Genomic DNA, 12,508 nt, shown 5'->3' on the forward strand with positions numbered 1-12,508 from the left:
GCTGTGAAATCGTTTTAGTTGTATTAATGTTATTAACCAATACATCTATTGCAAGAATAGTGGTAACAAATTCCAAATTTTGTATTTTACGCCTAAATGGTTCAGATTGATTTAATATATAGGTAAAGCTATCTATAAATTTTAGATTAGCTGAAATTTTTGGATAGCTTATATTCCGATTCAAATAGTCGTTATTTAAGTTTATATTTTTTTTAAAATTGATCTGAGCAGCCGTATGATTTGGCGTAATTAAGCTATTAATATGCGCTTTTATAATATCTCTATTTTTACTATATGGGCTTTTGATTTTATGTGTTGAATAATGAATATTGGCCCATGAAGCAATATATCGTGACGTTCGGTTACGGATAGATATTGCGTTTTTATTCAAGGGTAGACAAAGTGTTTGAATATTGCTATTAGAGTAATTAATTAATTTTCCCCGTTGCTCATTGAGTTTGTTATTGGCGTTAATTTTTGCGATAGCCAGTTTTTGGACAGTTTTAATTAAATGGTTATGACAGTTTTTAAATTTTAAATTATCAGTTTTTTGTTTTTGGTAGTTTATATTGGCGTGGCTTTTGTGTAACAAATTTCTCCTAGGATTATCATTTTTTGATAATGGAAATTTACGTTTAAAAATAATATTGGACTTGATCACACGCGTTAAATCATGATTATTTACAGTTTGATTAGTAGAATTATTTAATTTTGTTAACCAATTAATACGATTTTGTCTAACAAGCTTTAACGTGTTATTTTTATCGGTTAGTTTTAATCCATTTGATAACACGTTATTAAGTTTTAATTGTAAGTTGCGGTAACGATTATATTGATTTGATATGATTTTAGTCTGTGTTTTTAAATCACTAACAGCCACAAAAATGGCGCGAAACGGTAGCTCCATTTTTGTATAATGTTGTTGGAATGTGATATTTTCTCTATTATCCATTTTGGGTACCGTTTCTTTGGCAAGCTTGTTCTTGCCATTCCATTAGTTCAGTTAAAGTAAATTTATACATTTCAGAAGGTTGCCAATGAAATATCAAGGCAATATCTGCCATTGCATCTTCTACTCGGTTAGGGATTCTTGGCTCGCATCGTTCAAGTTCGGGGACAAAAAACTGATAACAACTTTTGTGATTTCAGATAAGTCAATTAAATCTAAACCAAGAACTTCATGTTCAGCAATTGAAGGCATAGTAATTCTTGGTAATACTTTTGCTAATGCATCGATATCTAAATCAATAAAATCAATTAATTTAACACCACGTAAATCGCCAGTTAATGGTTTACGAATGGTAAATTCAGTAATCATTTTTTTACCTGATAAAATCCCGGTTTTTAGTTTTACTTTATTTGTGTTTGTCATTGATCAATCTCTCAATTAGCCCTTTCGGGCTTAGTTATAGTAATTTTTATGTGTTAATTTATAAACCAATTGCATTACGTGCAGAGGATAAACGATCTACACCATTAACTTTGTCAATCATGTTAATAAAATCAATTTCGGTTATTTCTTCGTTATCAATAATTTCTTTATAATAAGTACACTGTGTGGTTATTTTTGTTGAGTTACTTTCACCTTGTTTAAGTTCTCCACGATCTTGTTCTTTATGTCGACCATTGACGATGATTTCGACTTTTATAAAATCTTCACTGTCATCTTTTTGGTAAGCACCTGCAAAACGTAAAGTTACGCCATTGAGCAATCCGCCATGTTGTTTTAGAACTTCATGTGCTAAGCCGCCTATAGTCCATTCCACAGTGAGTGCGTTATCATCGTAGCCTAAGTCAATTGGAACACTACCTGGCATGCCTGCACCACGATAGTTTTCAAACTTACGAGTTAGTTTTGGTGGTGTGAAAGATTCCACTTCACCAACGAACGATGTACCATTAACATAGACATTGAAGTATTTGAGTTTTTTAGGTAGAGCCATTTAGTTGTTCTCCTTAGTTTGTAGCAACTGAGTCAGCCAATTCGATTAGATATTTATCGGTAATACGTTGGCGTAGCATAAGATTTTCAAGTGGGGGCACTGGGGTATAATCGTAATCGATATAAAGTTTGCCAGCTTTTAATATATCGGCTGTATTTGATTCTGGATCAAACCAGGCTTTACCATCAACGATATAACCATTAGATTTCAATTCACGGAATTTATTATTAATCGACTCGACTAAATCTTTAATTAAAGAAGCATGCATAGGTGCATCGACTAATTGAAATTGCGCTTCAGCAATCGTATCAGCTAATACTTGTGCTGTCCGTGTATAGTTTTCGAAAGCAAATAAGGTATCTGAAGAGCAGGTACGTGAGCCCCAAAAACGGTAACCTTGATTACAAATCAATGTTGTTACTTCATTTTCGTTAAGGTAGTTTGAGTCTGAACTTTCTTCTTGTAAATCCCAAAATACGTCATGTGAAATACCGGTGACACCATTAACTGGTACATTAGATAGAGTTTTATGCCAACCTACCTTTTGGTCAATTTGTGCACGTAAACCTAATGCTCGTGCAGTTGCAGACAATGTAACATTTGATTTTTTTGTGGTATCAAACCCTACAAAATCTGGCCAAATGATCATAGCTTCGCGAGCACCTAATTTATCGCGATAGAGCACCGCTTGTTCTTTTGTTTTTGCGCCAAAAGCTGAAACATAGCAAAATGCACGTAATTTTTGCGCTAATGACACTAATGCTGTTGCAACAGGTAACGAGTCATAACCCGGTACGCCCAAAATGCGCGGTTTGACCTTTAACTGTGTTTGTGCTGAAAGAAGGGCTTTCATACCGGTATATTTGCCATTCTCGGTTGTAGTACCAATAATATTGGCTTCTGTCTCTGCAGTAGATGCGCCTTTTTCAACACGTACAACAACAATTACTGGTGTACATTGATCAGCAATTGCTTCTAGTGTTGGTTTTAGAGTACCTTGAGAACCTGCTTTACCAATTGCCGTATTGATATTTGTAATTAAAATAGGGGTGTTAAGTGGAAAATAAGTTGCATCGGCATCCTCTCCAGTACAGACCACCCCAATAACAGCTGTTGAAACTGTTCGGATAGTACGTGTTCCTTCATTGATTTCGATGACTCGGACGCCATGATGATAATCGTTAGCCATAAGATCTCCGTTGTGATTAATATATGGTAAGGTTAATGTGCGAGCTTATAGTCACATATTTAAGAAAAGAGTGTTAGTTCTTAAATTTGTAAGTAATATTGTTACAACTGAAGCGTAAATAAATGGTAATAAAGGCTGATAAAACAACATTAATTTGTTTGTTATTTTATTTTTTAGTGAAATTATGTAATCTTAATTTTGGTGTGACTTGTGCTAAAAATGATATAAATCTAGCGAGATAGACTGAAATACATCATGGAATATAATTTAAATAAAGCTGTCAAATTAATAATGATATAAATAATTTAGTTTGTGGTAAGCAGAAAATTTTATTGCTTAGGGTGATTAGCTAAATAACTTAGTTCCCCTGAGTTACTAGCCAAATTGTATAGAAATGAATTGATATTTATGGTTATTTTTTGGGGAGAAAGCTAAGTGTAGCTGAAAATAATATACAAAGTTTTGGTAACATCATTTGATTGGTTCAAACTTTGAAATTATGACTTCAAATTAAATTGAAATTAGGTGAGGTTATCCATCATACACTTTTAGTGACAACGTCATAAATCAGTGAGATGAGATTGTCGAGAATTTAATATATACCAACTTAATCTTTAATGCTCATGTCTTATTTGGATCGCTACCGTTTAGATTGCATTATGATTTAATTAATACAATTGATTGAAAATTGTGTTTGAACTGTCATCTTCTATTGTATTTTGGTTATAGCAAATGACAGTTGTTTTATTTTTTAATTAGCCAATCAATTTATATTACTTAATAGGTTTAGTTGGCCATTCGATTTCTTCTGTTTGTTCAACATCAATACGATTCACTAAAACTCGATATCTTTTCCACTCTCCAAGCTGTTTGACTTCTAGTTCGGTAGCCATTTCTGCATCAACGGCATCTTGCAAATAAGAAATTTTATCATTAGCTTCACTTAACAAAGATTTTTTTGTTAAGTGATTTTGTTCGTATGTATAATCATTACGAGCTTTGATATTTTCAACCCATTTTTTCTTTCTTTTATCCCATTCGTAAAATTGTGAAGGTTTTGGCTCAGAATAAGTTAAATCATCAAATATGATGCATCCCATATTTATGGCATTAAATAATTCATCATGTTGCTCTTGTGTGATTTCAATAGCTGTTAATGGTATTGCATCATTAATCGTATCAATAAAAAATGATTGTGTTTCTGTATTATAAAAATGTTTCATGACTTAAAATCCTATTGCAATATAGAAGATACCTGTTTGTAATAATTGACCAGTGCTGGCTTTACCCCAGCATCGGAAATGGGACTGCGATACTGGTTGAGCTGCGGTCGAATGTACCCCTCCATAGCCATCATTTGTAACAATCGCAAAACACGCGTTTGGAAACGTTGTATAAAAAGATTGAATCGTACCTTCCTCACCATTATCAGGTAAGTATTGAGTTTCACCCCACTGGATTAATAGACCGTTTGGTAGTTTTGTGTAACCGTTTTTACTAAATGATTGTGAAAATCTATTTAAAATATGATCATTTATATTTTCTGTTGTTATATGTTCGACCCATAGTGACCATTGATTTTCATATGCATAATAGCTACGCATAAATTGACGATTTTCTCGATATGTCGTATAGATTTGAGTGCATCCATCAGGAGAGTTACCATAGTTAACAAATACTTGTAACGCGCCAGCTTGCTCGATAGGATAACCTCTTTCAGGAAGCGCTCTTGTATTATGATGTTGGAAGTAAACACCATGCTGTTGACCTTTTAAATCATTTAAGCTTCTTTCAAATAAATCACCATGATATCGATATGCGTAATGGACTAAATTTTCTGTTGTAATAAATTCATTCCAGTTATTCCATGTATTTGAAAACCCTGAACGCATTTTTGCTCGATTGCTTAGTATATCCATTGCAAACTGTACTGCTTCAGAATTATTATTACCTGATTGAAGAATTTCTGCGTATGGAAAAGGTTTATTGCCGGTTGTTGAATCGGTAATAAATCCTAGTCCAGATAATTCAAACGAATCGACATTAGATAATAGATTCCTTTGACCGATACCATGATCACCTTGTTTAAGTGCTGATTTACCATTGATAGTAACGTTATTAATATTTTCAAATCTCCACGCATTTCCACCATTAGTGTACCTAAGCTTTGTAAACCAATTCTTTTTTTCTGCATCATAAAAAAGAAATGAGAAATTGTCTCCATTTGGGCGAATTACTGTAACATTATCAGGATTTTCATAATTGAATTTGATACCGTACGCTTTGTATTCAAACGTTAATTGGCCACTGATTACATCCCCTGATTTTTTAACTGAGTTTGCTGCCAAGTCATAAGTATTTTTTACAGCTAAAGGCGTTGCTGCTTGGTTTTCAGCTGTACTATTGGTTGCTGAGCTTAATTGTACAAATCCTTTTGATTTAGTTGTTGCAGTAGGATGGTTGGTTGATTTTTCATGTGCTTCCATTTTCGTTGCAATTAAGTTATCAACATATTCACGAGTTGCAAGTACCACAGAAGGATCGATTTTTAGTTCAACCGAGTTGACGCTATCGACTATAATTACCATTCTTATTACTTGGGTTCGACCACTACCTTCAACTAATTTAGGTTTATAAGTTGCAGGGCAGTTACCGACTGCAATTAGATTACCTTCATCATCGTATAAACCGATTTCGTGAATAAACCAACCACCTTCATTTTCAGGAATGACTTGTTCAGCGATGATTTGATTTGGATTCTGTTTATCAATAAATAACGTATTGATAGCAGCTCGCCTGACCTCATGAACCAGTTTTGTTTGAGTGGCTATCGGTTTAGGAATAGATCCATTGCCATCACCAACACCCATTTGGGTTAATTTTAATGGCACCCCTAAAGCTGTTGCATTAGCCAGCAATGCAGCGCCTTGTTTAGTTAATATCGTATAGTAAGTTTGACTCATGGTTTTATGCTCATTGTATCGATTAAGTGAATAATTGCGCCTAATTGGCGTTCGGAGGTTGTAGTTATTGTTTCAGTCACATAAGGGTAAATATAAAGAATATTCCCATCGTAACAGCTAGCACCAACGGTGATTTCACCTTTGGATACTAATTGAATTGAGAGTGAAGACAATTGACGTGAAACGGGTTTTACATCGTCAATAATTCGATTTAATTCTTTGTAAGAGTCGGCAGTAATGCCTTTATCTAAAACACCTATTTGTAATGCAAAAGTGCCAGGTTTTTGGTCGTTTTGCCACCATTCGGTAATACTAATTAAATAACCGAATGGTTCGACTGCGCGACGAATTGCTTCTTTAGTACCTTTCAATTTATGAATTTCAAAAGCCTCAGCAATAACCTTTCTTTTCGTTTTCTCTGACCAATTTTCATCCCAGCGATCAACACTGTATTGCCAAGCTAAATAGGGTAGTAGTTCAAAAGGACAAGTCATTGGATCCCAAAGTGAACGCAAGGGAATTGGTGGTTCACAAAGCATAGCTTGAGAAAGATTCTTCTCAAGTCTTGTCGCAGATGGGGGGAGTAGCGTTTTATTCGCCATAACCAGCTACCTCTATTTGATAATCAGAACAAAAACTGGCTTGTTCGCGATTAACTAATATATCTTGCACAGGTTCATGTAATTCTACTCGTTCAACGCCAACCACATGTAAAGCAGAGATGATTGCACTGCGACTAATGCGTCTACCAATTCGGTGTTTTTCGGTTATATAATTTTGTAAATTATTGATTGCTGTCTTTTTTATCGGTTCAGATTCAGGTCCTGGGTATAGATAAAGTGACGCTTTAATATTATAGTGAATCAAATCGACTGATTTGACTGTGACACGGTCAGCGATTGGACGACGATTTTCTTCATTTACGGCTTGTTTGACAATTGCTATTAATTCATCCGATGCTTTGCCATTATTTTCTCGAGATAAAATTGCAAGCGTTACACAAGCAGGTGAAGGACTTTCAGCTGCTGCATCCAATACTCGTCCATCAGCACTTCGCGCAAAAAATTCATAGGCTGCTCGAGGACCAGCAACAGATAATCCTTCAAACGCACTTTGAATACGCAGCCTAAAATCACTGTCTGATTCTTTAATTTGTTTAATTGCCGGAACAACACTATTATCTTCAGGTTGAATCACTAAACGTTGTACATTAAAATTCGCGCCTAAGTTATCAAGATCACGACCTTTAGCATGTGCAATCATCAAGGCTTGTGATGCTTCATTAATTCGTTGACGTAAAATTAATTCGTAATAGGCACTTTCTTGCAATAATTTAACAATTGGCTCACTTTCAAATTGTAATGTTTTGGCGACTTCTTGCTGTTGTTCATCACTATAAAGTGCTATAAATTTATCTTTACGTTGTTGAAAGATCTTTTCAAAATCTAACGATTCAATAATGTCAGGTGGGGGTAATAATGAAAGATCTGTTAATGTTGCCATGTTGCTACCTCAATCTCGCTGCTGAATGCTTCATTTGGTTTATCTGTTCGTGAACCAACGATTTGCACTGTCAATTTTTCGTTATCATTAAAAATATCAACTGCATCTATTTTTATACGTGGTTCCCATTGGCTTAATGCCATTACTGTTGCAGAAATCACTTTTAATCTTGTTGCTTCGGTATTGGGATGATCCAATAATAAAAAAAGTAATGAACCATAATTACGACGTTCAATTCGAGAACCGACAGGAGTTGTTAAAATATCTTTAATAGATTGGTTGATATGCTCCATATCAGTAATCGTGCGCCCAGTTTTACAATTCATGCCAATATAACTCATTTGGGTTTTCCTGTTGTTTCGCCACCAGCTCTAACACCTGTGTGGATGTGTGAATCTAAAACAATACCATTGGACGATAATTGACCCTGCTGATGAATCACATTACCAGTTAAATATCCGGTATTGCCACTTTGTCCACCTCCTGTTGCATTGAAAGATTTAAATGTGACATGGTCACTACATTCGACAAGTGGTGTATCAAGGTGAATTTTAGTACCAGCTTTAGCGGTAATTTGCTCGCTAGCTTCAATGACTGCTGTTTTTATTCCCTTTATGGTTAAGCTGCTAGTTTTAGGTTCGTATTTGAATGAAGCGCCATCGGGAAAAGTCACACAATATCCATCCTCAGAATTTGAAGGTGCTGGATTATCATTGCAATAAAGGCTTGGTAATACGCACCCTAGCTCCAAATTACCATTGGGACTTAAGATGAACACCTGCTCTCCAACAGATGGGCGCCACCATGAACGGCTTTTACCTGCTCGATGAGTAAACCAGGGCAACCAAGCTGTAATAAGATTGCCTGAACGGACTCTAACCCTGTCACCTTTTGTTTCACAAACGACACCGGGACGGATCAGATTTTCTATTTTTCGTAATATGTCGACTAAGTCGGCTGGATGATATGTTTTCATGGCGCTATAATCGTCAATTATGCATTAAAAATAAAGCGACCTTATTTGTAGAATATTTAGTTACAAAATTCACGAGCAGCTAATCATTATTAGCGTGACTAAAACAATAGACGGGGTTGGTTATAAATGTATTTACAACTTATATGGATGTTACTTTCATTGAATAAATTATGTTTTGAAAAACTGCGTAGCACACAATTCTTATGTTGTTAACATTAGCCATTTGATTACGGTTTGTTAAAAAATAACAATAAGAATGATAGTTTATTATTTTGTGAGCAAAAGAGGGCTGAAAACAACCAACATTATATAATTAGCGGATTTTAATTCTAAAGATTATAGGGAAGAGTAGGGGAAGTTGGGCGCGTTAACTATAATAAAAGGAGAAATATGCTATTTGCGGTAAGATATATTGATAATGTTAGATATTACTAACACTCTTAAAATAAACTAATTTAGTGTTTTATCGAGTAATAGGAATTATCAATTTATCATCACATTAAAGTCAACCATTCCAGTCTTTTTATACTAATTCAAATTATAAAATATTTTACAATATTATGGCTATTTTATTCTTTTAAAATAAAAAATAATGTAGATACAAGTTCATTGCACATCACTGTTTTAACAAAATTGATATACTCGAAAAAATCGGATTATTGTTTTATCGTTGCATAAATGCGTCCATTTAACCTAAATAATTCAAAATTTTCGCATACGTTCAATGCACTTAGCAAAAGGATTAACAAATATCGATTTTATTTCTATTCGAATGTGTTCAATATAAATTATTTATATCAAATTAGAAATAGAATAGAACAAGGTGTTTATTATTACACCTTATATAAAGTAGGCAGATATTTTAACTTATTATAGAAATGAAAATCTTACTAATTTAATAAATCTTCATCAAGAATTTTGTCTTTAATTAATTGAGATTGTAATGCTTCATTTATATTTTGTGTAAGAATGCGTTCTGACAATTTTAGCTTAATATTTATTTTGCAATGACATTCAGTGATTTCTTGAACATCGAATTTAATTGACGTTTTACGTGATTCTGGATTTAGCATACTGTCGCTTTGATTGTTTGTCATCCAACTAACTATTGCCTCCATTAGTCCTTCAAATGGAAATTGGTAATTATCAAAAGTTAAATGCAAAGTATAATGATAAAAAAGCATTAAATTACTAGCGGTAATCGCTTCGATATGACCGTTTGTTACTGCCATTTGTAATTGTGAAGTGGCATTGTTAATCAGTTTTTTTTCGAGAAGAAATTGTTTCAGGTTGTCAATTTTTTTCATAGTAATCTCTTTGATTATGTTGAGTTATTACTACTCGTATGTACCCATACCAAACATATAATAGAAATTATTCTAAATTAACGTAGCATTTTGTTATTTTAAATCATGTTTGAATGGTTATTATTCGAGTTTAGTTTTAGTATGATTCGATCTTTACACTTAGTTCAAGACGTTTATTATTATTTAATAAATACTCTTTTCGTTGTCCTACTTGAATTATTATTGAGACGATTAAGTCATTGATGTGGATTAATAGAATCGAGCCTGTTTTTTTGCTGTAAAGCAAACAAAAACTATGGTTTTGAATTAATTAATCCCATAAATTAATCTGATTTTTTTCAGGTTCAGATACAAATTCAGGAACATTGACAGCGGTGCCCATTGGTAACATGGCAGGTAGTTCACATAGATTAGGGTTATTTTGATAAATAGTTTCTACAATACCAGCCGTGCTACCAAAAACGCGATATGCTAATGCGTCAACTGTTTCATTTTGCATTGAATAAACAAGCATGATTAGATACTCCATTAATGATTAAGATAGTCTAGACATATTCAAGCCAAGAACTCACTTTGTCAGATGACAAAATAAAATCGGTGGTAAACAAAGGTAAATAATGAAAGCAATATTTAGACCATTGAACCGCCGAAGTGTGAGGGTCACCCGGTTAAAATGTCTAGTAGAGATATGATCGTTGGTTAAGGCTTTTTTAACAATCAACAGCGGTTGTATGGGAAAGGATTACAAATGGTTACTGATAAGGTAAAACAAAATAGTTAGCTACTTAAATTCAAACTAATTTTTATATTGAAACGTAGGTGTTTCCTTAAACTTCTTGTTAAAAAATAAATTCGATTATTCGGTTTTAATCTGTTGAATGATGAAGTTTGTACCACCAATCAAGCTATTCTTTTGCTTGTATTGGTTGATAGTTAGTTAAATAAATAAGCAAATTTATAATCTGTATAATTTATTTCAGTTTTTCTGTACTACATACCAGTTTAGCCTGTGCGCCTCTATTTTTGACGGTTGAATAATTTGCTCGGCAGGTTTTCAATTCAGCGCTAATGGATTTATTGATCTGCACTTCGTCGTTATAGCTATAAACACAGTTAGCCCAATAATGACTATTTGTGCTATCTAAGGACCAAACATTTTTATACTTTTTGCCATTAATGGTTGCTGTCTTTGGCATTATTGGCTCAGCTGTATCCAATGATTGTCCTGCATAAATTTCAATTCGCTCAATATAGATAGGGCTTTTAGCAATATCTTCGGGTATAGCTAATGTTTTTATTTTGGTCTTATCATAGCCTTTTTCTGATACTTCCCAACCTTCAGGCACAATATTGAGGTCAGGTTTCGCATATTTTATGGTTACCGAGTTTGGACAAACTATCTCTTCATTGGCGAACGCCAAATTACAGCTAACTGCTACAATTAATAACGAGCTTGTAATAGTCAAAATCTTTGCTTTCATCATTTATGCCTTACTTTTATCATTGCATATGTTTTTAGTCATTAATGTTTGGTTTTATTTGAGACAAAAAACATGCAATATTTCAATCAATGTTATTAGTTTGTTGATTATCAAAACTTAACATCACTTCATTTTTGGTTACGAATATGATTTAGGGCCATTGTGTAACACTTTATCGCAATTCAGTTTTACTTTAGTATGACCTTTTGCATCTTTTTCAAAAATGACCCAACAGGTTTTCATACTAGGATCGACCTGTTTAATGAGGCGGACTCGATTACGTTGATAGGAGCAATTGAACCAAGAATTATTGTCTATTAACCAAGCGTTTTTGTACTTTTTACCTTCAATTGTAACGGTAAAAGGTATGAGTTGTCCTAAATTAATTGGTCTATCAGAATAAACTTCACCAGAATCGACATGCAATAGCATGTTTTTTTGCTCTGTTATTTGCCAGCCATCGGGTAGCGTTTCTAATTCGGTAGGGATAGATTTTACCTCGATAGTATCAGGGCATGTTATCTCATAAATAGCGTTAGCTGCACTAGATACGCCTAACCCTAATAACAAAATGAGTGTGGTTTTTATCTTTTTAGCTTTCATACCTGTCATCCTTTTTATATCCACACTTTATTATTTTCAATACCGATAATTTTGTCAATTAATATAACTTTTATAGACTTAGCTTGATAATGGTGCTATTTATCGATATCGTTTATGGGACTGGGATAATAGTTTAACTCATGAACAAAACTTTAAGGAGAATAGCGATTATTTATCAGCATCATTGGATGAATTTTTAAACGCACTAACTGATGATAAATAGTTAACAAAGTCAAAAATGTTAATGAGTAAAGAAAGCTGTTGATATTTAGACTAAATATTAATATTAAATTTTATATACAGTAATATACTGTTAGATAAGTCGCTGTTAGATTATGCATGACAACTTATGTATAAACATGAAGGGTTGTTGTAGATTTTATTATTAATACTATCGCAAAGTGAATTTATTTATTGAATTATTATAAATAAGATGTAGTATTTGTTATCATCTTGCTTTTACTGATAAAAGTTGTAACCAATTAATTTAGTTAAGTTTTATTTTTTTAAAATGAAATTAATTTAATAGGGTAAGATTTAATA

At 33.3% G+C, this 12,508-nt stretch carries 15 protein-coding genes; all 15 read right to left on the bottom strand.

All coding sequences use genetic code 11. The features are described from left to right. Positions 1 to 952: hypothetical protein (locus A9G09_RS08475; RefSeq protein WP_141671557.1), on the bottom strand; the 952-nt coding region annotated here is incomplete at its 3' end. Then, positions 945 to 1,064 (bottom strand): GpE family phage tail protein, encoded by a 120-nt coding sequence (locus A9G09_RS08480; protein ID WP_065634419.1) that lies wholly within the window; start codon positions 1,062 to 1,064, stop codon positions 945 to 947. The genes A9G09_RS08480 and A9G09_RS08475, both read right to left, overlap by 8 nt. An 8-nt stretch (positions 1,065 to 1,072) precedes the next feature. Further along, a complete protein-coding gene (locus tag A9G09_RS08485; RefSeq protein ID WP_065634420.1) occupies positions 1,073 to 1,372 on the bottom strand; it encodes a phage tail assembly protein in 300 nt (99 codons plus the stop codon). A gap of 58 nt (positions 1,373 to 1,430) precedes the next feature. Then, complete coding sequence (locus tag A9G09_RS08490) at positions 1,431 to 1,943, bottom strand: phage major tail tube protein (protein WP_065634421.1); 513 nt, start codon at positions 1,941 to 1,943, stop codon at positions 1,431 to 1,433. 13 nt (positions 1,944 to 1,956) lie between these two features. Continuing rightward, the gene (locus A9G09_RS08495) at positions 1,957 to 3,132 is read right to left on the bottom strand and encodes a phage tail sheath protein (RefSeq protein ID WP_065634422.1); all 1,176 of its coding nucleotides are present in this window, start codon (positions 3,130 to 3,132) and stop codon (positions 1,957 to 1,959) included. Between the two features lie 773 nt (positions 3,133 to 3,905). Beyond that, positions 3,906 to 4,355, bottom strand: coding sequence for a tail fiber assembly protein (locus A9G09_RS08500; protein WP_065634423.1), 450 nt, complete (start codon positions 4,353 to 4,355; stop codon positions 3,906 to 3,908). Positions 4,356 to 4,358: 3 nt separating this feature from the next. Beyond that, positions 4,359 to 6,095: a phage tail protein gene (locus tag A9G09_RS08505; RefSeq protein ID WP_065634424.1), complete on the bottom strand. Its 1,737-nt coding sequence runs from the start codon at positions 6,093 to 6,095 to the stop codon at positions 4,359 to 4,361. Then, complete coding sequence (locus A9G09_RS08510; protein WP_065634425.1) at positions 6,092 to 6,697, bottom strand: phage tail protein I; 606 nt, start codon at positions 6,695 to 6,697, stop codon at positions 6,092 to 6,094. The genes A9G09_RS08505 and A9G09_RS08510 overlap by 4 nt, the downstream gene beginning before the upstream one ends. Further along, complete coding sequence (locus tag A9G09_RS08515) at positions 6,687 to 7,598, bottom strand: baseplate J/gp47 family protein (RefSeq protein ID WP_065634426.1); 912 nt, start codon at positions 7,596 to 7,598, stop codon at positions 6,687 to 6,689. The genes A9G09_RS08510 and A9G09_RS08515 overlap by 11 nt, the downstream gene beginning before the upstream one ends. Then, positions 7,586 to 7,939 carry a GPW/gp25 family protein gene (locus tag A9G09_RS08520; protein ID WP_065634427.1) on the bottom strand — a complete coding sequence of 118 codons (354 nt, stop codon included), beginning with the start codon at positions 7,937 to 7,939 and terminating at the stop codon, positions 7,586 to 7,588. The genes A9G09_RS08515 and A9G09_RS08520 overlap by 13 nt, the downstream gene beginning before the upstream one ends. Beyond that, on the bottom strand, positions 7,936 to 8,574 hold the full coding sequence (locus tag A9G09_RS08525; protein WP_065634428.1) for a phage baseplate assembly protein V: 639 nt from the start codon (positions 8,572 to 8,574) through the stop codon (positions 7,936 to 7,938). The genes A9G09_RS08520 and A9G09_RS08525 overlap by 4 nt, the downstream gene beginning before the upstream one ends. An 890-nt stretch (positions 8,575 to 9,464) precedes the next feature. Continuing rightward, positions 9,465 to 9,881, bottom strand: coding sequence for a phage tail protein (locus A9G09_RS08530; protein WP_065634429.1), 417 nt, complete (start codon positions 9,879 to 9,881; stop codon positions 9,465 to 9,467). A gap of 310 nt (positions 9,882 to 10,191) precedes the next feature. Then, on the bottom strand, positions 10,192 to 10,395 hold the full coding sequence (locus A9G09_RS08535; protein WP_065634430.1) for a tail protein X: 204 nt from the start codon (positions 10,393 to 10,395) through the stop codon (positions 10,192 to 10,194). Positions 10,396 to 10,852: 457 nt separating this feature from the next. Next, the gene (locus A9G09_RS08540; protein ID WP_065634431.1) at positions 10,853 to 11,362 is read right to left on the bottom strand and encodes an STY0301 family protein; all 510 of its coding nucleotides are present in this window, start codon (positions 11,360 to 11,362) and stop codon (positions 10,853 to 10,855) included. A 138-nt stretch (positions 11,363 to 11,500) separates the two neighbouring features. After that, complete coding sequence (locus A9G09_RS08545; RefSeq protein ID WP_065634432.1) at positions 11,501 to 11,965, bottom strand: STY0301 family protein; 465 nt, start codon at positions 11,963 to 11,965, stop codon at positions 11,501 to 11,503. Positions 11,966 to 12,508 lie beyond the last annotated feature (543 nt).

Origin of the sequence: Gilliamella sp. wkB292, from assembly GCF_001690235.1 — a bacterium.
Taxonomy (GTDB): domain Bacteria; phylum Pseudomonadota; class Gammaproteobacteria; order Enterobacterales; family Orbaceae; genus Gilliamella; species Gilliamella apicola_F.

Excerpts from the sequence above, each read along its gene's own strand:
- A9G09_RS08495 (WP_065634422.1), bottom strand. The coding sequence starts at position 3,132 with ATGGCTAACGATTATCATCATGGCGTCCGAGTCATCGAAATCAATGAA.
- A9G09_RS08500 (WP_065634423.1), bottom strand. The coding sequence starts at position 4,355 with ATGAAACATTTTTATAATACAGAAACACAATCATTTTTTATTGATACG.
- A9G09_RS08530 (WP_065634429.1), bottom strand. The coding sequence starts at position 9,881 with ATGAAAAAAATTGACAACCTGAAACAATTTCTTCTCGAAAAAAAACTG.
- A9G09_RS08540 (WP_065634431.1), bottom strand. The coding sequence starts at position 11,362 with ATGAAAGCAAAGATTTTGACTATTACAAGCTCGTTATTAATTGTAGCA.
- A9G09_RS08480 (WP_065634419.1), bottom strand. The coding sequence starts at position 1,064 with ATGGCAGATATTGCCTTGATATTTCATTGGCAACCTTCTGAAATGTAT.
- A9G09_RS08535 (WP_065634430.1), bottom strand. The coding sequence starts at position 10,395 with ATGCTTGTTTATTCAATGCAAAATGAAACAGTTGACGCATTAGCATAT.
- A9G09_RS08490 (WP_065634421.1), bottom strand. The coding sequence starts at position 1,943 with ATGGCTCTACCTAAAAAACTCAAATACTTCAATGTCTATGTTAATGGT.
- A9G09_RS08520 (WP_065634427.1), bottom strand. The coding sequence starts at position 7,939 with ATGAGTTATATTGGCATGAATTGTAAAACTGGGCGCACGATTACTGAT.
- A9G09_RS08515 (WP_065634426.1), bottom strand. The coding sequence starts at position 7,598 with ATGGCAACATTAACAGATCTTTCATTATTACCCCCACCTGACATTATT.
- A9G09_RS08505 (WP_065634424.1), bottom strand. The coding sequence starts at position 6,095 with ATGAGTCAAACTTACTATACGATATTAACTAAACAAGGCGCTGCATTG.
- A9G09_RS08545 (WP_065634432.1), bottom strand. The coding sequence starts at position 11,965 with ATGAAAGCTAAAAAGATAAAAACCACACTCATTTTGTTATTAGGGTTA.
- A9G09_RS08510 (WP_065634425.1), bottom strand. The coding sequence starts at position 6,697 with ATGGCGAATAAAACGCTACTCCCCCCATCTGCGACAAGACTTGAGAAG.
- A9G09_RS08525 (WP_065634428.1), bottom strand. The coding sequence starts at position 8,574 with ATGAAAACATATCATCCAGCCGACTTAGTCGACATATTACGAAAAATA.
- A9G09_RS08485 (WP_065634420.1), bottom strand. The coding sequence starts at position 1,372 with ATGACAAACACAAATAAAGTAAAACTAAAAACCGGGATTTTATCAGGT.